The organism is Desulfolithobacter dissulfuricans (genome assembly GCF_025998535.1).
In the GTDB taxonomy this organism is placed as follows: Bacteria; Desulfobacterota; Desulfobulbia; order Desulfobulbales; family Desulfobulbaceae; genus Desulfolithobacter; species Desulfolithobacter dissulfuricans.
In genome coordinates this window covers 1,143,637-1,163,649 of the sequence record NZ_AP024233.1, presented here as the reverse complement: position 1 = coordinate 1,163,649, position 20,013 = coordinate 1,143,637, and the positions used below count along the sequence as shown (strand labels likewise).

The 20,013-nt window shown below is 55.7% G+C and carries 22 protein-coding genes; all 22 read right to left on the bottom strand.

From position 1 onward, the window contains the following. Positions 1-12: 12 nt before the first annotated feature. The 22 genes from GF1_RS05100 to GF1_RS04995 all read right to left on the bottom strand — a co-directional run bounded on the left by GF1_RS05100 (position 13) and on the right by GF1_RS04995 (position 19,965). Positions 13-984 (bottom strand): beta-ketoacyl-ACP synthase III, encoded by a 972-nt coding sequence (locus GF1_RS05100; protein WP_267928549.1) that lies wholly within the window; start codon positions 982-984, stop codon positions 13-15. A gap of 23 nt (positions 985-1,007) precedes the next feature. Beyond that, complete coding sequence (gene plsX, locus GF1_RS05095; RefSeq protein ID WP_267928548.1) at positions 1,008-2,012, bottom strand: phosphate acyltransferase PlsX; 1,005 nt, start codon at positions 2,010-2,012, stop codon at positions 1,008-1,010. Positions 2,013-2,018: 6 nt separating this feature from the next. After that, the gene (gene rpmF, locus GF1_RS05090; protein ID WP_267928547.1) at positions 2,019-2,207 is read right to left on the bottom strand and encodes a 50S ribosomal protein L32; all 189 of its coding nucleotides are present in this window, start codon (positions 2,205-2,207) and stop codon (positions 2,019-2,021) included. A gap of 43 nt (positions 2,208-2,250) precedes the next feature. After that, the gene (locus GF1_RS05085; RefSeq protein WP_267928546.1) at positions 2,251-2,763 is read right to left on the bottom strand and encodes a YceD family protein; all 513 of its coding nucleotides are present in this window, start codon (positions 2,761-2,763) and stop codon (positions 2,251-2,253) included. Between the two features lie 214 nt (positions 2,764-2,977). Continuing rightward, complete coding sequence (locus GF1_RS05080; RefSeq protein ID WP_267928545.1) at positions 2,978-3,409, bottom strand: cyclic nucleotide-binding domain-containing protein; 432 nt, start codon at positions 3,407-3,409, stop codon at positions 2,978-2,980. Further along, positions 3,406-4,116, bottom strand: coding sequence for an MlaC/ttg2D family ABC transporter substrate-binding protein (locus tag GF1_RS05075; protein ID WP_267928544.1), 711 nt, complete (start codon positions 4,114-4,116; stop codon positions 3,406-3,408). The genes GF1_RS05080 and GF1_RS05075 overlap by 4 nt, the downstream gene beginning before the upstream one ends. Continuing rightward, positions 4,106-4,885, bottom strand: coding sequence for an MlaA family lipoprotein (locus tag GF1_RS05070; RefSeq protein WP_267928542.1), 780 nt, complete (start codon positions 4,883-4,885; stop codon positions 4,106-4,108). The genes GF1_RS05075 and GF1_RS05070 overlap by 11 nt, the downstream gene beginning before the upstream one ends. Before the next feature lie 3 nt (positions 4,886-4,888). Beyond that, a complete protein-coding gene (mlaD, locus tag GF1_RS05065) occupies positions 4,889-5,338 on the bottom strand; it encodes an outer membrane lipid asymmetry maintenance protein MlaD (protein ID WP_267928541.1) in 450 nt (149 codons plus the stop codon). Positions 5,339-5,561: 223 nt separating this feature from the next. After that, positions 5,562-6,377, bottom strand: coding sequence for an ABC transporter ATP-binding protein (locus tag GF1_RS05060; protein WP_267928540.1), 816 nt, complete (start codon positions 6,375-6,377; stop codon positions 5,562-5,564). Positions 6,378-6,440: 63 nt separating this feature from the next. Beyond that, positions 6,441-7,268 (bottom strand): MlaE family ABC transporter permease, encoded by an 828-nt coding sequence (locus tag GF1_RS05055; protein ID WP_267928538.1) that lies wholly within the window; start codon positions 7,266-7,268, stop codon positions 6,441-6,443. Between the two features lie 137 nt (positions 7,269-7,405). Beyond that, a complete protein-coding gene (locus GF1_RS05050; protein WP_267928537.1) occupies positions 7,406-7,819 on the bottom strand; it encodes a PilZ domain-containing protein in 414 nt (137 codons plus the stop codon). A 391-nt stretch (positions 7,820-8,210) separates the two neighbouring features. Then, positions 8,211-8,795: a hypothetical protein gene (locus GF1_RS05045; RefSeq protein ID WP_267928536.1), complete on the bottom strand. Its 585-nt coding sequence runs from the start codon at positions 8,793-8,795 to the stop codon at positions 8,211-8,213. A gap of 190 nt (positions 8,796-8,985) precedes the next feature. After that, entirely contained in the window at positions 8,986-9,438 is a 453-nt protein-coding gene (locus tag GF1_RS05040; protein ID WP_267928535.1) for a 4Fe-4S dicluster domain-containing protein, read from the bottom strand. Continuing rightward, positions 9,435-11,552 carry a molybdopterin-containing oxidoreductase family protein gene (locus tag GF1_RS05035; protein WP_267928534.1) on the bottom strand — a complete coding sequence of 706 codons (2,118 nt, stop codon included), beginning with the start codon at positions 11,550-11,552 and terminating at the stop codon, positions 9,435-9,437. The genes GF1_RS05040 and GF1_RS05035 overlap by 4 nt, the downstream gene beginning before the upstream one ends. Before the next feature lie 116 nt (positions 11,553-11,668). Then, a complete protein-coding gene (locus GF1_RS05030) occupies positions 11,669-12,238 on the bottom strand; it encodes a sulfite exporter TauE/SafE family protein (protein WP_267929108.1) in 570 nt (189 codons plus the stop codon). 44 nt (positions 12,239-12,282) lie between these two features. After that, positions 12,283-13,359 carry a sulfite exporter TauE/SafE family protein gene (locus GF1_RS05025; RefSeq protein ID WP_267928533.1) on the bottom strand — a complete coding sequence of 359 codons (1,077 nt, stop codon included), beginning with the start codon at positions 13,357-13,359 and terminating at the stop codon, positions 12,283-12,285. Positions 13,360-13,591: 232 nt separating this feature from the next. Beyond that, positions 13,592-15,262, bottom strand: coding sequence for a GAF domain-containing sensor histidine kinase (locus tag GF1_RS05020; RefSeq protein ID WP_267928532.1), 1,671 nt, complete (start codon positions 15,260-15,262; stop codon positions 13,592-13,594). Between the two features lie 21 nt (positions 15,263-15,283). Continuing rightward, entirely contained in the window at positions 15,284-15,670 is a 387-nt protein-coding gene (locus GF1_RS05015) for a response regulator (RefSeq protein WP_267928531.1), read from the bottom strand. A 44-nt stretch (positions 15,671-15,714) separates the two neighbouring features. Then, positions 15,715-17,277: a two-component system sensor histidine kinase NtrB gene (locus tag GF1_RS05010; RefSeq protein ID WP_267928530.1), complete on the bottom strand. Its 1,563-nt coding sequence runs from the start codon at positions 17,275-17,277 to the stop codon at positions 15,715-15,717. Continuing rightward, positions 17,274-17,633 carry a hypothetical protein gene (locus tag GF1_RS05005; RefSeq protein ID WP_267928529.1) on the bottom strand — a complete coding sequence of 120 codons (360 nt, stop codon included), beginning with the start codon at positions 17,631-17,633 and terminating at the stop codon, positions 17,274-17,276. Before GF1_RS05005 ends, GF1_RS05010 begins: the two co-directional genes overlap by 4 nt. A 527-nt stretch (positions 17,634-18,160) precedes the next feature. Further along, the gene (locus tag GF1_RS05000; protein ID WP_267928528.1) at positions 18,161-18,547 is read right to left on the bottom strand and encodes a YkgJ family cysteine cluster protein; all 387 of its coding nucleotides are present in this window, start codon (positions 18,545-18,547) and stop codon (positions 18,161-18,163) included. Continuing rightward, positions 18,547-19,965, bottom strand: coding sequence for a sigma-54-dependent transcriptional regulator (locus GF1_RS04995; protein WP_267928526.1), 1,419 nt, complete (start codon positions 19,963-19,965; stop codon positions 18,547-18,549). Before GF1_RS04995 ends, GF1_RS05000 begins: the two co-directional genes overlap by 1 nt. Positions 19,966-20,013: the final 48 nt, after the last annotated feature.

Genomic DNA, 20,013 nt, shown 5'->3' with positions numbered 1-20,013 from the left:
AAGTTCTCCTTATTACCAGTCCATCAACAGGGCACCCCAGGTGAAACCGCCGCCGAAGGAACACAGCAGGATACGCTGTCCCCTGGACAGAATTCCCTGCCGGTTCGCTTCATCCAGGGCAATGGGTATGCTGGCTGCCGATGTATTACCATATTTATCTACGTTAATGTAGAGCTTTTCATCAGGAACACCGAGGCGTTCCATGAGTTTGCCAAGTATGCGGATATTGGCCTGATGGGGAATCATCAGGTCCACCTGATCAATGGATGTGCCGGTCTCCAGGAGCAGTCCGGTGACAGCATCCTCCATGGCCCGGACCGCGTATTTGAATACGTCCCGGCCCGACATCTGGATATAGCATCCCTTGCGGTCCGGCTGACGGATGGCGGAGTTTCTGCTCTCCGGGCTGTCCATGTAAAGGAGTTTCCAGAGCCGGCCGTCGGAAAGTAGCCTGCTCGCCACCACCCCGCCCTGCTCCCGGCCGGTGATGACACAGGCACCGGCCCCGTCCCCGAAAAGGATACAGGTGTTTCGATCCTCCCAGTTGACCCGGGCCGAAAGGGTCTCAGAGCCAATGAGAAGGATCTTCATGTCCGGCCGGCGGGCGATGTAGCTGTCCACCAGATCCAGGCCATAGAGAAAGCCGGAACAGGCGGCATTGAGATCATAGGCAAAGGCATTGACCGCCCCGATTTCTGCCTGGACGAAACAGGCCGATGAGGGCATCATCATGTGCGGGGTCAGGGTGGCGACCACCACCAGATCAAGTTCTTCCGGAGTGACCTTCGCCATCTCCAGAGCCCGGCGGGCAGCGGTGGAGGCGAGTTTGTAATTTTCCTCGCCGGGCCCGGCGATACGCCGTGTCCTGATACCGGTCCGGGTGGTGATCCACTCGTCGGAGGTTTCCACCAGCTTTTCAAGGTCAGTATTGGTCAGCACCTTTTCAGGCAGGCACGACCCGGTTCCCAGGACTGCGGCTCGCATAATTTGTTGTATATCTCCCTATTTCAGGTTGCATACTCTTCAAGAGAAGAGCGTATGGAATCGTTGACCCGACTCCGGACCATATCGGCCGCCACCTCGATACCGTTCTTGATCGCAATGGCATTGGATTTGCCGTGGCAGATAATTCCCACGCCATCGATACCAAGGAGCGGCGCACCGCCGTACTCGGCATAATCCACCCGCTTGCGGAACCGGGCAAAGGCCTTGCGTATAAGAAGGTAGCCGATCTTGGCGCGCAGGGACTTCATGATCTCGTCCTTGAGCATCTGCATGGCCGCCTCGGCGAGTCCTTCGCTTATCTTGAGGGAAATGTTACCGACAAAACCATCGCAGACGATCACATCCACATCGCCCTGGTACACATCCCGGCCCTCCACGTTACCGATGAAGTTGAGGCCGCTCTGCCTGAGCAGAACATGGGTCTCTTTCACCAGGGCATTGCCCTTCCCGCTCTCCTCACCGATACTGAGCAGACCGACCCGGGGACGCTCAATACCTAGAAGCAGACGGGAACAGGAGGCGGCCATGATGGCGAACTGGAAGAGATGCTGAGGCCGGCAGTCGACATTGGCGCCGATGTCCATCAGGATCACCGGTTCTTTCAGGGTGGGAAAAAGGCTGGCGATGCCTGGCCGGGCTACCCCCTTGAGCCGGCCGAGCTTGCGCACGGCGGCGGCCAGGGTGGCGCCGGAATTTCCGGCAGACACGACGGCATCTGCCTTGCCCTGGCGGACCAGATCAAAACCGACCATGATGGTGGAATCCTTTTTCTTGCGCACGGCCTCCACCGGAGATTCGTGCATGGATACCACCTGTGATGCGTGCTGGATGCTGAGCCGGGAGGACAGTGTTGTATCGGCAAGGAGTGCGACCTGCTTTTCCAGCTCAGCGCTCGGACCGAGCAAGACGACTTCAAAATCCCTGTTGTCACGAACTGCGGCCAGGGCTCCCTCGATCAGAAGCTCCGAGCCACAGTCTCCGCCCATGGCATCAAGGGCTATACGCACGGCAGACTAACTGAGTTCGTCCTCGAGACGGATAACGCTTCTTCCCTTGTAGACTCCGCATCCACCGCAGAGCCTGTGCGGCAGCTTCGGCTCACCGCACTCGGGGCAGTTGACCACATTGGGTGCCTTGAGCGAATCATGGGCCCGCCGCTTGCGGGTGCGGGAATGGGAATGTCTTCTTTTAGGTAACGCCATTTTCTTTCCTCCTGACGGAAGTAATAGTACAACTTTGTCTTCGTTATTTTTTCAACTTGGCCAACACGGCAAAGGGAGACAGGTTCTCCCCGGGATCACAACCACAGGGTCCCTGATTCAGGTCTGCCCCGCAGCGGCTGCACAAGCCCTTGCATCCGGTGGCACACAACTGTTTGAACGGCAGCGCCAGGTAGAGTTGCTGGCGCAGCACATCGTCAAGATCGGCTATCGGTTCCCGAAGCACCACGGTGTCCAGGTCTTCGGCACTGCAGGCAACCTCGCGAAGCTTCCAGTGTTCTTCATCTGGACATTCGAGGATCAGATCGATGCTTGTGTCGATACGCAACCCATAGGGCTTGAGACAGCGATCGCACTGAAGTTCCACCGTGGTTTCAAGATGTCCCTGGATCTCCACCCTGCCCGCGGCTTTGCGGACCAGCAGAAGCGTGGCGCTGACCGGAGCCAGCCTGACAAGATCCTGTTCCGGAAACCACGAAGCATCCGTAATGTCGTACTTGGTGCCGTCTTCGGCAATTTCAGCAAATGGAACTTTCAAGAGTCGCCCTGCCCTGAATCCATACCGTACCGGGAAACAGGCACGATAATTAGCAACAAAAACGAGTAGTGTACACAAAAAAATTACAGAGATCCATCATAAAATGAGAGAAAATGGCATAGGCAGTCAAATCAGGTGGGTGGGAGAGAGCAGGTCCGGCGGACGGCCTCCGGGATCTCGGACAGTTCCCTGCAGGAGAACCAGAAAATCCTGTTCAGAGGACCATGGAAAGTCGGTGGGATGTCTTCTGCAGACGAAGATGAACGATTGCCAGCAGGTGACGCAGCAGGTCGATGGCCAGCCCGGGATGGTGGCTGGCCAGAGTGGCAAAGGAGGTCCTGGTCAGACTGAGCAGTTCCGAGTCTCGGACAGCGGTAACAGTCGCCCCGTGGACAGAGTCGTCGAGGATCCCGGCCTCGCCAGCAAAACTGCCAGCCTCAAGGACGGCTATCACCTGGTATTTGCCGGGGAATTCGGTCGGCTTCCTTACCACCAACCGGCCCCGGACAATGAAGACCATGAACGGGGCCTGCTGCCCCTCGACAAAGATGTCCTCCCCGGCCTTCACTTCCACAGGTTCAAGAAAGCCGACCAGGATCCCGGCCTCCTCAGGGTTCAGGAAGGGAAACAGATCTTCCGGATTCATCCGTCGCTGTCCTTGCGGGCAAACTGTTCCCGACGCTGCTGCTCCAGAGTCTTGATCTTGTCACGCAGCTTCTGGACCAGACCGTCGTACTTCTCCTTGCGCAGAATCTGGCGGAACTGCTCCATGTAGTTGCGCACCAGGCTGACCCCTTCGACCACCACATCGTACACCAGCCACTGATCCCCCTTGAGGATCATGATATAGGAGACCGGGATGGTCTTTTCCTGGTCTACGAGGACAGTCTGCACCTCGGCTCGCCTGCCCTTGATCCGCTGTTTCCTGAACTCGATCTTCTGGCCGGAATACTCCTGGATGTTGCCAACATAAGCATACTGCAGGAGCGTGGTGAAGAGCTGGACAAATTCATCCTGCTGCTCCCTGGAGAGTTTGCGCCACTGCCGGCCAAGCACCCGCTTGGATATCTCCCGGAAATCGAACCGTTCCCTGGCCACATCGATGATGCGCTGGCAGAGATTGCAGTTGGGGTCCTGGCGGTCCCTGGCATCGCTGATAATCCGGGTCACCTTGTCTATGAACGGCCGCAGCTGGGCCGATGGATCCGGAGTTGCCGCCCGCACCACTGCTGCCGGCAGCAGGGACCCGGCAAGAAAGAGCAGGGCCGCACACCAAACGAGGATCCACTGCCGGCCCGATCGGCCGGCCTCCACAGGCCCGCCCTCCATACCATCAGTATCTCTACTCACCATTGTTCTCGGTCTCCGCACGGCTCCGCTGCTGACGACGGTATTGAAAATAACCATTTCTCAGTGCAATGTAGGGATCAAAGGAAAGTTCTTTCATCTGCTCGTATTCACCCAGATGAAACGTGAGGTTATTAATATTTTTTCCTGCATAGATCAAGCTTTCCTCCCTCCAGGAGTCAGCCAGAAGATAATAGGGCGTCACAAAGGTTTCAGCCATGGTGCCGGTGAAGTCCCGCAGGGTGGTGGAGCCGTAGAAGGGAACCACCAGGTAGAGGCCGTCGCCGATTCCCCAGGTGGCGAGGGTTTCACCCAGGCTGGCCTCCACGGTGGGGATTTCGAATTCCCGCTCCGCCACATCGGCCAACCCGAAAACGCCCAGGGTGGAGTTGATGAGAAAACGCCCCAGAATGGTACCGGCATCCCCCAGCCGCAGCTGCAGCAGGGCATTGGCAAAACGGACCGGCTCCAGCAGGTTGTTGAAAAAGCTGTCAATGCACCAGCGCATCTCCCAGGGTACCGTGTCGGCATAGGTGGTGGTCACCGGTTTGAGCACCCACAGATAGGCCTTGTCGTTGAAGGTGAACATGACCCGGTTCAGGGGCTCCAGGGGATCGGGGACCTCGGTTTCTGCCCCTTCCTCGGCATAGAAATCATCGTTTAGAAAATCAACCGCCTCGTCCCTGGCCGCCTGGACCGCCCTCGGGACCAGGATCAGCAGGGCCAGGACAACCAGGAGATACCACCGTCGTGCCGGTAAAAGATACGCGTTCATTTTTTATTTCACCTGACCAAAAGCAAATTTAGAGATAAGAGACTCCAGATCAACAGACGACTCGGTGTCACTGATCACCTCGCCTGGCTTTAAATTTTCCTCGTCTCCACCCAGGGTAATCTGGATGATCTTGTCACCGATGATCCCCTGGGATTTGACCGAGGCCATGGAATCGACAGGAATTTTGATGGTCTTGTCTATCTGCATGGCGGCCCGGGCCAGGGCGTCATCGGTCAGCTCAAGCTCCCGGACGGTGCCCACTGTCACCCCGGCTATCTGCACGTCAGCCCCGGGCTTGACTCCGGATACGTTGTCAAAATCCGCATACACCACATAGGTTGTACTGCCGGTGAGCCAGGGCAGTTCCCCCAACTGAATGGCAAGCCAGCCAAAGGCCATCAGCCCGAGCACCAGAAAGATGCCGACCATTATTTCAACACGTGAATTGCTCATAACTTATCTTTATTTTACGTTTATTTTTCCAAAACCGGGTATTGCCCGCAACCCAACAAATCGTAGATGGTTGATAATTTTCTTGTTTCTTATGACAGGAATTCAGGTGTAAGGCACGAAAAAGACAGAAGGCACCGTCGCAGTGACAGCCTGTTGAGCCAGTGGAGCCTTTCCATTCATCCTCCTGACCATACCGGCAAAGCCCCACCGAGGGGAGCCCGTCTCAGAAACGCCCCTGTTCCACCCGGCTGCTCTCGTAGATCTCACCCATGGTCGAGGCCACGAACTCCTTGATATACTCTTTTTCCGACCACTGAATTTCCTCGGGGCTTTCAAACACATCCATCTCGCCCCGGGAGAGCAGGATCACCTGATCGGCCAGACTGAACACCCGCGGGATATCGTGACTGACAATGATGGCAGTGTAGCCTATCTCCTGCTGGGTACGGTAGAAAAGCTGATAGATCTCCCGGGTCATCACCGGATCGAGACCTGTGGTCGGCTCATCAAAAAGAACTATTTCAGGATCAAGTTGCAGGGCTCTGGCCAGACCGACCCTCTTCCGCATCCCTCCGGAAAGCTGGGCCGGATACTTGTTTTCATGGCCACCAAGCTCCAGCTGTTCCAGGGTTTTCATCACCTGGGCCTGTATAGCACCGGCATCAAGCCGGGTCCGCTCGCGCAGAGGCAGGGCCACGTTTTCAAAGACCGTGAGCGAATCAAACAGGGCCGCCCCCTGGAAAAGCACCCCGAAACGGACGCGAACCTGCTGCAAGGCCCGTCCCCGGAGAGCAGCTACATTCTGACCTTCCACCAGGATCTGGCCGCTGTCCGGACGCATCAGCCCGAGAATCAGCTTAAGCGTCACACTCTTGCCCGACCCCGAGCCGCCGGCGATGACCGTGGTCTTTCCCCGGGGAACCTGAAAGTTGACCCCGCTGAGCACCACGTGGCGCCCGTGACGTGAAGGAAAACTCTTGGTCACGTCGACAAAACGGATGGCCGGGTCACCGGAATGATTTTTTTGTATGTCAGTCATATTGTAAACCCAGCACCAGCCCGGAACTCATCCGGAGCGATACAGCCTGGACCGGCAATCCAGCTACAGGAGAATCGCGGTCAGCAGATAATCAAAAACCAGGATCGAGATGGACGATATCACCACTGCCTGAGTGGTCACCTTGCTCACACTTTCAGCCCCGAAACCGGCTCCCCGGATCTGTTGGACAAAATACCCCCGTCCGGTACAGATCCAGACCAGGAGCAGGGCAAAGACAAAGGACTTAATAACCCCGAGCCGGATATCATGGTTGGTCACGCTCTGCTGCATACCGCTGAAAAAGGCCCCGGAGTTCACCCCCATCAACTTGACCCCGGCCAGGTAGCCACCAAAAATGCCTACCACGTCGAACATGGCAGTCAGCAGGGGGACAGATAGAAGGGCAGCGAGAAATTTAGGCGAGATCAGATACCTGAACGGATCAACGGCCATGCATTCAAGAGCATCGATCTGTTCGGAGATACGCATGATACCGATCTCCGCACACATGGCCGATCCGGCCCGGCCGGTGACCATGAGCGCGGTGAGAACCGGCCCGAGTTCCATGATGAGTGTCAGCGAGACCGCTGAACCAAGCATGCCTTCGGCTCCGAATTTATGCAGAGAATAGTATCCCTGCAGTCCGAGCACCATGCCGGAGGAAAGAGCGGTAAAAAAAATCACCGTGACCGACCCGGCGCCGATGAACCACATCTGCTTGAGCAGCTCGCTGAAACGAAATGGCCGTTTGAGCAGACCAAGCACGGCGAGAAAGAGGAAAATGGTCATTTTCCCCATATCGGTTACCAGGTACAGCGCCTGGCCGCCGATGGTGGCAAAGGGCTTCAGAACCGGTGCGATGTCTGTCTGTGTGCTACTTTCCTGGTTCATGTAAATACAGTGTAAATACAGATCAATAACTTACGGGCATGCTGAAACAATCTTGCATACCACAGTTAACTCCTGATGCCTGCCTTTTTCAGTTGGGATACTATCCGGAAAGAAAGGTCTGCGGCAAAGAAGCCGATTCAGCGGGTGTCCTGCAGCGCTGCAGGAAAATCGTCGAGAAACTCCTGGGCAACGGTGTATGGATCGTCAGAGGAGTAGAGGACCATGGTTTGAAGGAACATGTACGCATCCGGACCCATATCAATAAATTCAAGTGCCACTCCGTCGTCAATTATCCGGACAATCCGGGCGGTAAATCTCAGGATCAGGCTGGAATGGCGACCGCTCTCATGCAGTTCCAGCTCGCAGATTTCTCCCGGGTTGGCTTTGTACTGTCCCTCGACAAAGACGCCGCCGATACTCAGATTGCGTATCTTCTCATGCTCGTACCGCCTGCCGCCCAGGTACAGCCGGGCTGTCCGGTTGAACAGAACCCTGGAAAACCGGCGTCGGTTTTCTTCGGATGCGGGTATGTATGGCGCCTGTCGGGGCATAGGGTTTCCTGCAGACGTCTAGGTCTGAATTTTTTTCTCTGGTCTCTATCTTAGAAGAATTTTTTCCCATACGCAAAACAAAATGTGATAACCACCAAAGCTCAGCTGTCACCGGTCTGAGAGCTGACATCGCTTTTTCTCTCTACCTGGAGAGATAACTTAGTTGCAAAAAGGTACGCTCCTGCGAGCAACTCTTTCAGAGACCAGGCGATGATATCCCTTGTTCTTGTTCCGGCTGAATTTCAGTGGCAATCAAAAAACAAAATTCCGTGCCCCGGGACAGAACCATGTTTTTTCAGCCAGAAGAGCTTCTTTGCCAAAGCAGCACTTCTTCCCTGCCCGCCGGGCCACCATTCCCGGCCAGCAGGCAGGTGCCGGACAGGCAAGTAGCTCAGGACCTGCGATATTTTTTTATTCTGAAACCGATGATCAGAGAAACAACATAGACCAGGAGGAAGATAAAGGTGACCGAAAGCCCCTGGGCCCCGAGCCGGTTATCCGGCAGGAGAATAACAAAGGGCTTGCCAAAGCGGGCAATGAGCCACGGCTCGGAAAAATAGTTGTTGAGCCAGGCCAGAATCAGAAAGAGAGGCAGCAGGTAGACCAGCACATAGCGGGCATAGTGATAGGCAAGAAAGGTGTTGTACTCATGATTCAACTCCTCGTCGGTTGCCCGGTACAGGGCATCACGGCTCTTCCAGTCGGAAATCAGCTGCAGGTCCTGCTGGGCCTTTCGTTTTTCGGCAAACCGCTCGTTGAATTCCCGGACCTTCTCTTCCACCCGCAGCCAGCTACGGATACGAAAGGCAAGTACCGCCGTGAGGACGGCGATGAGGGCGACCTGTAGCCCGACCGGAACCCCCAGCATTTCCAGAGGTTTCAGGAAAATCAGGGTGAGGGTCTGGCTGAGAAATCGGAAAAAAGGCGCGATGACCCCATAGTACAACCAGTCAAGCAGTCCGTACAAAAGCTCCATTTCTTTCCTGTCCTGTCCTGGTTTCCGCCCGGTTGCGACCGGACATTTACAGTCTATGTTTCCGGCTGTCATTCCATGGCAGCCTGCCCATTCCTATCCCGGCAAGGGATCTCTGTCCATCAAAAAAACAGGGACAGGCCGAAACCTGTCCCCTGATCGTCAGCGCCCGGATCACGCCCGGCGCTGTTCATTATACATCCTGCAGGCGGACAAAACGCAGGGCATGGGTGGTACACTTGGTCACACAGGCCGGTTTCAGCCCCTGGTCCACCCGGTCCTTGCAGTAATCACACTTCACTGCCTTGCCGGTTGCCGGATTGAGCTGGGGAATGGTCCATGGACAGGCACCGGCGCAGGCCATGCAGCCGATACATTTTTCCTCGTCAATATAGACGATCCCGTCCTCCCGTTTGATCATGGCATTTTTGGGACAGATGGGGACGCAGAAGGGATCGTCACAGTGGTAACAGGACCTGAATTCAAACTCGGTCTTGGGTACCCCCTTGACGGACTTCAGCGGCACGTGGCTGATCTCGCAGAGAATCGGCCCCACAGGCAGCTCCTTGTTGATCTTGCAGTGGACCTCGCAGCCGTGACAACCGATACAACGCTTGGCGTTGAGATAGATCATGTATGTGTTCATAACTCAACCCTCCTCTTCGGATTCCGGCTACTCTTCTTCACAAAGACCAGGGCTTCGCAGAGGTTGATGGCACCCCCGGCCCGGTCCCAGTTATCCAGTAATCCGGCCATCAATTTCTGATCACTGATACCCGCATGATAGGCGCGGCTCTGCAGCGGGACCTGACGGCCGAAGCCATGCACGGTATAGACACATTCCGGGTGGATAAACTCGGTCACGTGGGCCTGAACAGTGCCTGAGTAGCTGGCGTTCTGAGCCGTTACCTCGACCATGTCGCCGTCCTCGATCCCGAGCTTGGCCGCTGCCCGGTGGTTGATCCACAGGGTGTTTTCCGGCATCAGTTCCTCAAGGAGCGGATTGTTGATGGTATGGCTGTGGGTATGAACCGCCGAACGGCCGTAGACCAGCCGGAACATGCCCTTGGGTGGCTTGTTGGGCGATTTGTAGGGCTTAAGCGACGGCAGACCGGCTTCTTCGAGTTTACTGCTGATGATCTCGATCTTGCCGGAAGGCGTCTTGAACTGCCCGTCCAGCTTGTCGCGGTCATACAGGGGCAGCGGCTTGTCGGTGAGCTCAATGAATCCCTTTTCTTCAAAATCCTCGATGGTGTAGCCGGTTCCCTCAAGCTGCCACTCGTAGAGTTCCTCGATGGTATTGTAGGGAAAGTATTCGCCGATATCGAGGCGTTCAGCCAACTGCCTGAAAATCTCCCAGCCGGGCTTGGTGTCAAAACGGGGCTCCAGAGCCTTGCGCCGCACCGCCAGCCTGGGCTTGGTTCCTTTCTGCAGGCAGATGGGATTATCCCTTTCCAGGTAGGTGGATTCCGGCAGGATCACGTCGGCATACCAGCCAAACTCGCTGTAATGGGTATCGATGGAGACCAGGAGATCACAGTTGTCAAAGTAGAGTTTCTGGCGCTGGGGATCGGGCATGCAGGCAAAGGGATCATGACGCATGGCGATCCAGGCCTTGATCGGATAGGGATCTTCGGTACGCATGGCATCGAAGAACAGGTGAGCCAGGCCGGGGCCTTTGTCGAAATGGGTGTATTTCCACCCCACTCCGTCGCCCCTCTTGATATCGGGCTTGGGACAGTCCAGGTTGCGAATACCGGAAAAACCGCAGTCGCCCGCCCCCTTGGGAATGATCAGCCCGCCCTCGATCTCGATATTGCCCATCAGAACATTGAGGATGTGGAGGGCCCTGCTGGCGTAAAACGAATCCTTGTAGCGCGACAGGTTCCAGCCCGGATGAAAGATGACCCGGGGCATATCTTCGGCCACCTCGTCGACAAACTCCTTGATGGCCTTTTCCTTGACCCCGCACTCCTTGGCCGCCCAGGCCGGAGTGTATTCCTCGATGAAGCTGCACAGTTCGTCAAAGCCGCTCACATACCGGTCGATGAATTCCTTGTCATACAGCCCGCGCTTGATGATCTCATGGATCATGCCCAGCGTCAGGGCATAGTCGGTACCGGGGCGAACCTGAAAAAACCGGGTTGCCTTGATGCCGGTCATGGTCTGTCGGACATCGACATAAGTAAGACGCCCGCCCTTGTCCAGCATGTCAAGCACCTGGTTACTCTGAGCTATCTGCAACGAGGCAAAGTAATTGCGCCCGAAACAGACCAGATGTTTGGCATTTTTTATATCATAGATAAAGCCCTTCCGGCCGACACCATTTAGAGAAAGACTGGCATGGTGGGTATTACGACCACAGGTGCAATCGTGGTTAGTGTAATTTGGCGATCCAAAGGCATGGATAAAGGTCTTATACATGGATTGCCATGGTCCCCCGCGTGAAGACAGTACCACCGACTCGGGACCATAGTCGGCCTTGATCTTTTTCAGCCTCTCGGCGATGTAGTCATAGGCGGTCGGCCAGCTCACCTTCTGCCAGCGTCCGGCTCCACGCCCGCCTTCTCTGATCAAGGGTTGCCTGGGCCGCTCATCATCATTTACCAGAGCGACACCGGCCGACCCCTTGGCGCACAGGGCACTGTCGAGCAGATGTGGATTGCCCTCGATCCATGTCACCTTGTTATCCTCAACCTCAACCCGGATCGGACAACGAACCGTGCACATGCCACATATCGAGTACACAGATTTCTTCATGATTATCTCCTTCTTGGGTCACAGACAAAACAAGCAAAGGTTGGGGAGACGGGCCATGATGCCCGTCTCCCCGAAAAGTGGTGCCTGAAAAAGCACCTGATATGGTTCTGGCAGCCTTAGCGCAGGAATACCAGCAGTTTTGTGTACTTCATGAATACAATGATAAGTGCCAGGGCCAGCATCCGTTTCAGGAAAATCTCCGGAAGCTTCTTCTGGATCTTGGGACCGACCATACCACCGCACATGGCGCCGGCAGCAATGAGAGCCGCCATGATCCAGTCGGGCTGGTATCCCATGAGCGCGTACTTGGCAATGGCACCGGTGGAGGTGGCAAAGGTACCGGCCAGGGCTATGGGTACGGCCAGATACATGGGATATCCCACCAGGGTGGTCATGAACGGCATGAACATGAAGCCACCGCCGACACCGAAGGAGGAGGCGATCACACCCATGACGATACCACCGATGAGCATCATCAGCGGCCGGGCGACAAAGGTCTCACCCCAGAAACGCATGTTGAAGGAAATGAAGTTGAATTTATCAAATTCGATTTTACCCATCTCCATGGCCTTACCGGATTCCTTGGCTTCCTTGACCGCGGCGTTGAACTTCTGGACAATGGCCTTCATGGCCTTTTTCTTCTCAATGGAACTCGGCAGGGACTCGGTGAAGAGCTTGATACCGATAACCAGACAGATGATACCGAGATAGAACTTGAAGGCCGCCAGGTTCAGATACTTAGCCGACAGCGGGGGCCGATAAAAAAGGCGCCGGTAACGATACCGATGGCAAAGGGGATGGCCACCGGGTAGGCGAACCTTTTTTCCTTGAAGTAGGTCATCAGACCTGTGATGGGCGAACACAGGGTCAGGAACAGGTTGGTCGGCTTGATGGTGTTACCGGCGTTGATACCGACCGGACCCTTGGTTCCGATGACCGTGATCTGGAAGGCCGCGGTGAACAGACCACCGGCGGCACCCATGATAACGAACAGGACGCCGATGAGGAACGCGCCGCCAAAGACGATCAGCGGATTCATGTAGACATTGGCGGTTTTGAAGAAGAAGGTGGATTTCTGAATGGTAAAGGTATCAACCTTCTGTCCGTTGACATACACATCCAGCGCCGCATTGGGAGCGATGTTCTTGTACGGCGTCATGGTGACCGAGAACTTACCGGTATTCTTGTCCAGGGTCAGGCTGACACCTTCGTTCCATTTTTTCGGCTGCTTGTTGTAGTCGGTCATGATCATCCGGGCATTACCGCCACCAAGGGGTTTCTCCTTGGAGACCGTATTGATACCGAACTTCTTCTCATGAACATAGATCAGGAACTTCCACTGCATCTCCGAGGTGATCGGACCGAGCATGGCCTTGACCGAATCGTCGATCTCATTCCATTTCTTTATCTTGTTGACCTCAACCTTGTACTTGAAAGGCGGAAAAGCGAAGATGCCCTTGGTCTGACCCTTCCAGGCTTCTTTAGGGGTTGCCAGTTTTTCCGGCACATTGGTGATCACATAGTAGTTCGGCGGTATAGGGGTATCGCCAAAGGCGTTCTTACCCTTCTTGCCTTTCATCAGCCGGGCTTTTTCCTTGGGGCCAGGGGCCTCAGATGGCCTGAACATCTTCTGGGTATTGATAACCACGAACAGGTCCTGTCCGGGTTCGATAGTGCCTGAAACCGTGATCGGCTTGCCGGCTTTTACCTTCTGGGAAGTCAGCTTGGCATCCAGTGCCATTGCCCCCGAACTTACGAGCAGCAGACTCGCCAGAATGACTCCGAGTAATAGTGATATTCGCTTCATACAGCTCCTCCTTGTTATGTTTTGTGAACCTTCCACCTGGGGAGATCTTGTCCCCGGCCAGTTTCAATAAACAAACATTTCATGTTTGAGACCGGACAACACTCTTTCCTTAACCTGTTGACGTGCACCTCCTTTGTTCAAGCCAGTCCGGCTCCCGCGAAAACCGGACAGATGGGTTGCAGCACAGAACCGTTTCCGCGCATGGATCATGTTGTTTTCCTTCCTGCCTCTCTTATTTGAGCTCGACAATCTTTGTCTCGCCCACATAGTCCCGGCTTTCAAACCCTGTCATGCTGGTCATTTTCCGGGTCAGCTCGCTGATGGTTTTCAGATTGCGGATAACCGTGTCCAGCTCCTGCCTGTGTTCTTCCCCGGGCAGATCTTCCTGGAGCAGCTGGGCCGTGCCGAGGGCAGCGAAGAGCGGAGAGTTGATCTCATGGGCCACGGTGCCGGCCATCTCCACCACGCTCTGGAGCTTGATCCGCTCCATCTGCTCTTCCTCCAGACGCCGCTTGGTGGTCACATCACGTATGATCTCGATTACATACTGAACATTCCCGTCGGGATCGAGCATGGGGGACGCAGTCCGTTCGTACCAGCGTACCTCGCCATCCACCGTCATCCGGTGCAGTTGGGTGGCGACCTCGCCGGTGGCTAAGACCCGGTCCACCGGGCAAGGTTCGTCCAGATCCTCGGTGGCCGGGCAGAGATCGTGATAATCCATCCCCAGAACCTCCCCTTCGGGCAACCCCAGCTCTTCAAGCATGACCCGGTTGGCAAGGACCACATGTTTCTGACGGTCGACCACCACGAGCCTCGGGCGGATACAGTCCAGAATGTCACTTAAAAACCGCTCGTTTTCCTCGATCTGGGCAAAGAGCAGGTTCATCTTCTGGTAGGTCCGGGCATTCTGGATGGCCGTACCGCTGGACTCGGCTACAGTGGAGACGAAGTTGACCTCCGAGGAGGTGAAACAGTGGTGTTCATCGGTCAGTATCCGCAGGACACCGATGACCTCCTGGCCCACCTTGATCGGCACGGCAAGCAGCGATTTGATCCCCTCCTCTTCCATGTGTTCCTTGTAGAAGACCCGCTCGTCGTTGGCCACATCGTAGATGGCCACCGGGTCACCGGAAAGGACCATGACCACGTTCTTTTCCGCCTCGATCCGGCCCCGCTGGAGATAACGGTCAGAGAGACCATAGGAGGCCACCAGCTCCAGCTTGTTGGTCTGCGGGTTGAGAAGCCTGATGGAGGCTGCCATGGCGCCGATGGAGCGGGGCACCCGCTCGACGATGGTATTGAGGACCGTATCCAGGTCCAGAGTGGAGTTGACCAGGCGGGAAATGTCCTGGACCTCCTTCATGAAATCCACCTGGTTTTCCATCTCCCTGAACATCCGGGCATTGGATATGGCAATGCCCACCTGTTCCGCCAGGGCCATGGAAAAGGAGACCTCCTCGGCGGAAAAAACCCGGTTGGACCTGGTCAGGAGCCGCATGATGCCGATGATGGAATCCTGGAACAGGATGGGCAGGGTCAGGACCGACTTGATCCCCTCGCGACTGGCGGCTTCCCGGTCTGCATAACTGGGATCCTTGTCCAGATCGGTCTTGGCCACCGGGTAGCCCGATTTGATCATCTCCATGGTCTCTTCGGTGTCGATGGACTGACGGGAGAGATACTCCATGGACAGACCGTAGGCCGCGCCGAGAACAAAGGTGTTGCTGGAGGCATCGAGCAGACGGATGGTACAGGCATCCACATCAAGCAGGTCGGGCAGGCTGCGGACAATGGTATCCATCACCTGTTGGTGATCGAGAACCATTGAAATCAGCTTGGTGACTTTCTGAAATACCTTCAGAAACTCCTGCTGTCTTGTCGGTCTGCTGGCTGGTACCATATCCTTTTCCCGCCTGACAGATCAGATCTGCCCTGTTCCTGCCTTGATCTTTGAGTTCAGGACCTTTTCAACCTTTTCTTCCAGTTCATCGCGATCAATGGGTTTGACGCAGTACTCATCGGCTCCCAGGCTGATCGCCTCCCTGGCTGTTTCCACCGTGGGATACCCGGTGAGCATGATGGCATGCATGTCCGGGTTGATGTCTTTGAGCAGGGCCAGAACCTCCACTCCACTCATCTTCTTGAGCTTGATATCGAGAATCGCCAGATCGACCTTGTTTTCCCTGGCAAAGTTCACCGCGTCATCTTCCTCGGTAAAGGTGTGAACGTTATGTCCTTTCTTGGAAAGAATCTTTCCGATAAGGACGGTTGCGTCCTGAACATCATCGAGTGCCAGTATCTCAGCCATTGTTTTTCCTCCTTGGTTGTTGATGTAGTACTTGCCAGTTTGGTTCACAGGGCGACCGGGTCCGGCTCCTGGGCCAGCGGCAGCAGGATTCTGAACCTGGTTCCCTGAATCTGTTGTCCTGTATCACGGTCCTTCACCGGACTCTCCACCTCGATGATGCCCCCATGATCCTTGATGATGCCATAGGAAACCGAGAGTCCAAGCCCCGTACCCTTGCCGACAGCCTTGGTGGTGAAAAACGGGTCAAAGATCTTGGCCTTGACCTTTTCTGGTATGCCATGCCCGGTGTCTCTCACCTCGGCCACCACCATGTTGTCCTCCCTGTCATAGTAGGTGGAGAGATAGAGATCCCCCCGTCCCTCTTCCTCCATGGCATGGCGGGCGTTGTTGATGAGATTGACAAAAACCTGCCTCAGCTTTTCAGCATCGCCGACCACCTCCGGCAGGTCCGGATCCAGGTCGAGATGTACCTGGATATGGTCCAGGTTGAGACTGTGCTCGGTCACCGCGATCACATCGGTAAGTATCTCGTTCAGGGAAAGATTCTCCCTGGCCGACTCGGACTGGCGGGAAAACTTGAGCAGATCGGCCACTATCTTGCGTGAGGCCTTGGTCTGGCGCTCAATGACCGCCAGGTTCTGGTAGACCTCGGAATCCTCGGGAAAATCGTCCATCATCAGCTGGGTGTAACCAAGTATGATTCCCAGCGGGGTATTGATCTCATGGGCCACACCGGCGGCCATCTGGCCCACCGAGGCCATCTTTTCGCTGGCCACCAGCTGCTGCATCATGGTCTTGACCCGGGTCAGGTCCTTGGCTATTCCCTCGCAGCCTATCATCTCACCCTTCTCGTCAAAGATGGCTGTGGCCGAGAGGAGTACGTTTATGATCGAGCCGTCCCGCCTTTCGAACTCCACCTCGAAATCCTTGATAAAACCCTTCTCGTGCATGGTCTCGAAATAGGTGAAAATATCGTCTTCGTTATGAAAGATCTTGTAGAGGTTGAGCTGGGGTGCGTCGCTGGGGTCATAGCCCAGCATCTCCAGGCCCGACTCATTGATATCCATGAGCTGCTGATGGGTATCGCAGAAGAAGACCATATCCTTGGAGTTGGAAAAGAGGTGGCGGAATTTCTTTTCCGACTTGGCCAGCTCGGCGGTGCGCTCCTCGATCTTTTCCTCCAGGTGCAGGTTCAGCTCGCGAAGTTCCTTGGCCGCTATTTCAAGGCGCTGGTTGGCCTCCTTGAGCTTGGCGGCCCGCAGTTCCACCGCATGATAGGCTTCAACCCCCTTGTGGTAAAACACCGTGACTGCGGAGACCGAAATAAGCAGCAGCGTATTGAATCCGCCAGAAAACGGGGCGATCATGGTCCAGATATTCCCATTGCCGGAAAAGATGAGAAGCTGCTTGACAATATGGCCCGCAGCCCGGGAAATGGAGAAGGCCACCAGGGCGACGCAGAAATAGAAGAGAAAACCCCAGAGGAAGTTGTCGGGCTGTCTTCTGGTCAGCAGATAGGCGTAGCGAAGCGAAAAGACGGCCAGAACGATATTTGTGACCGAGCCCAGCATGTCGGTGACTATGGTGACCTGGAGCGGCAGATTCACGGTTTGCCCTCCTGGTCGTCACTGTTTTCAATATTTTGATAAAAGGAACGCAGACCCAGGAAGAGAAAGAGCAGGGCCGGCACACAGAGAAGATGATCCAGCTTACCGAAAAAATAGATGATTTTGGCCGCGTTCACCTCGCCGATGAGGTGGGTCGGCACCTGGTCGTTGCCAAAGACAAAATCTTCGGTCGTAAGCAACAGTTCGGCCGCATGGCCGGTCAGGGCGAGAATATTCCAGGCGATCATGAAGATGCAGAATATCTGCAGATAGCCCCAGCCCCGCCCGGAAAACGAAGTCCGACGGATGTCCCAGAACAGGTAACCCATGGCACAGATAAAAAACACATGGGCCATCTGGTGGACATAGAGTCCCTCGGGGGACCATGGGACTGCAGAGCCCAGGCAGCGTCTGGAACAGAGAGGAGGAGAATCAGGGAAAACATGCCCCACGCCGCTGCCTGGATGCAGCAAAAAAGAACTGTCCGGAGCCCGATTACAAGCCACCCCCCTGGTGCAACACCCTGGTTGCACCCAATCTTCTTCCCGGCTCCGCCACAAGGTCGTTGCCTGGGAATAGCTTTTGGGCGGATAGTTGTCACTGTTGACGCTCCTGGATATTTCAACGATGAAATAGAATTACAAAAACCGCATCACATTCGCCCTTGATTATGCACATGAAATGCCAATTGTCAGAAAAATTGCTCCAGAAAACAAAAACTCGCTCTTTCAGTGAGTTACAAAGGTAAAAGAAAAAATATCCTGGAGAGAGAGTGGGAAAAGAAAGGAGAATAAAGGGGATTGGGGAGCTTCAAAGTGCAACCATATGGTTGCAGATGAAACACTTTGTATGCACCGACAGGAAAGATCGTGAATAAAGAACGCTATTCCGGAATGTTCAGCGCCTTGGCTATACGGGGATGGATCGCGGCCAGAAGGTCGTGGCGCTCGATATAGGGACAGGGTTTGCCGTAGGGATAGTCGCGACACTGTTTCGGCCTGGCCTCATGCACACTGCACCGTTTACTGAGCCGGTCATTGGCGAGAAAGATGCAGGAACCGTCCTCGCGGGTTTTGAAGGTGTATTTGCCCTCCATGTACCGCTTGCGGACCTCGCCGTCGGAAATACCGAAATGCCTGGCCAGGCGGTTGATATCGTCGGCCATGATATAGAGAGAGGCCCCCTCGAGCCGGTAGCAGCAGTAGCCGGGACAGTAGTGACAGTAGATCTGGTCCTGATCGGAACCTGAGGGTGAAGTGGTGGTACCCATCAGCGGAAATCCTCTGATTTGATCCCGTGCCGCCGCATGAGGCGCTGGAAAGCCTGGCGTTCCATACCACACTGTCTGGCTGCAGCAGAAACGTTGCCCCGGGTGGCCGTGAGCGCATTGGTCAGATAGGAACTGGTGAAATAGCTGAGCACCTCCTCTTTGGCCTTTTTATAGGGCAGATGGAGAAAGCAGGCCTGAGTGCGGTTAGCAACCGCCTCGCCCGGGATATCGACATCGGAGTCGCTGATCAGATCGCCCGGGGTGATTCGGGTCCCCGAGCAGAGCAGGACCGCCTGGTTGATGGCATTCTGCAGCTCCCGGATATTGCCCTTCCAGGTCCGGCGCATGAGGCACTGCAGGGCCTCGGGGGTGAATTCCAGGTCGCTGCGGTCATACTCCTTGCTGTAGAGCTCGAGAAAATGCTGGGCCAGCAGAGGGATATCGTTGACGATCTCCGCCAGGGTGGGCATGGTCACGGTCATGACATTGAGGCGGTAGAAGAGGTCTTCACGGAACTCGCCCCGTTCGATCTTGGCCTCCAGATCCTGGTTGGTGGAGGCAAGAACCCGGACATCCACCTTGATGGGCCTGGTCTGCCCCAGGGGCTGGATCTCCTTTTCCTGGAGGACCCGCAGCAGCTTGGTCTGGACCGAGATGGGAATATCGGCAATCTCATCAAGGAGAATGGTGGAGCCGTCCGCTTCCAGAAAGAGACCGTCCTTGTCGCTGTCGGCCCCGGTAAAGGCCCCCTTTCGATATCCGAACAGCTCGGACTCCAGGATATGTTCGGGCAGGGCCGGGCAGTTGACGGTGACCATCCGCCTCCGCCCCCGCTTGCTCATCGCGTGCAGAGCCCGGGCCGCCAGCTCCTTGCCGGTGCCCGACTCGCCACGGATGAGCACCGTGGCATTGGACGGGGCCAGCCGGGCCAGAAGATCGAGCGTCTGGCAGAGCCGGCGGGATTTGCCGACAAAGCCCGAGGCCCGCTGGTTCTCGGTCAGCCGTTGCTGAAGCTGGAGGTTTTCCCGCAGCAGCCGGGTGCGCTCCATGGCCCGGGTGACCGCATGAACTATCTTTTCGTTTTCAAATGGTTTCTCGAAAAAATCATAGGCCCCTTCCTTGAGGGCCCGGACGGCCATTTCAATGGTCCCGTACCCGGTCATGATGATGGTGGTAATGGTGGAATCAAACCGGGTCAGCCATTCCAGGAACTCCAGCCCATCCATGCCGGGCATCTTTATATCGGTGATCACCACATCGGGAATCCAGGATTCGATCTTGACCATGGCTTCGTGGGCCGATGGCGCGGTCTCTACCTCGACACCACATTTTTTGGCGATGACCTTGGCCAGCATGCGCAGCATATCCAGTTCGTCATCGACAATAAGTACCTTCTTGTCCAAATCGTGCTGATCCATTTTTATGAAAGTCTCGTCCCACCTTCCAGGGAAGCAACGGAGTTCATG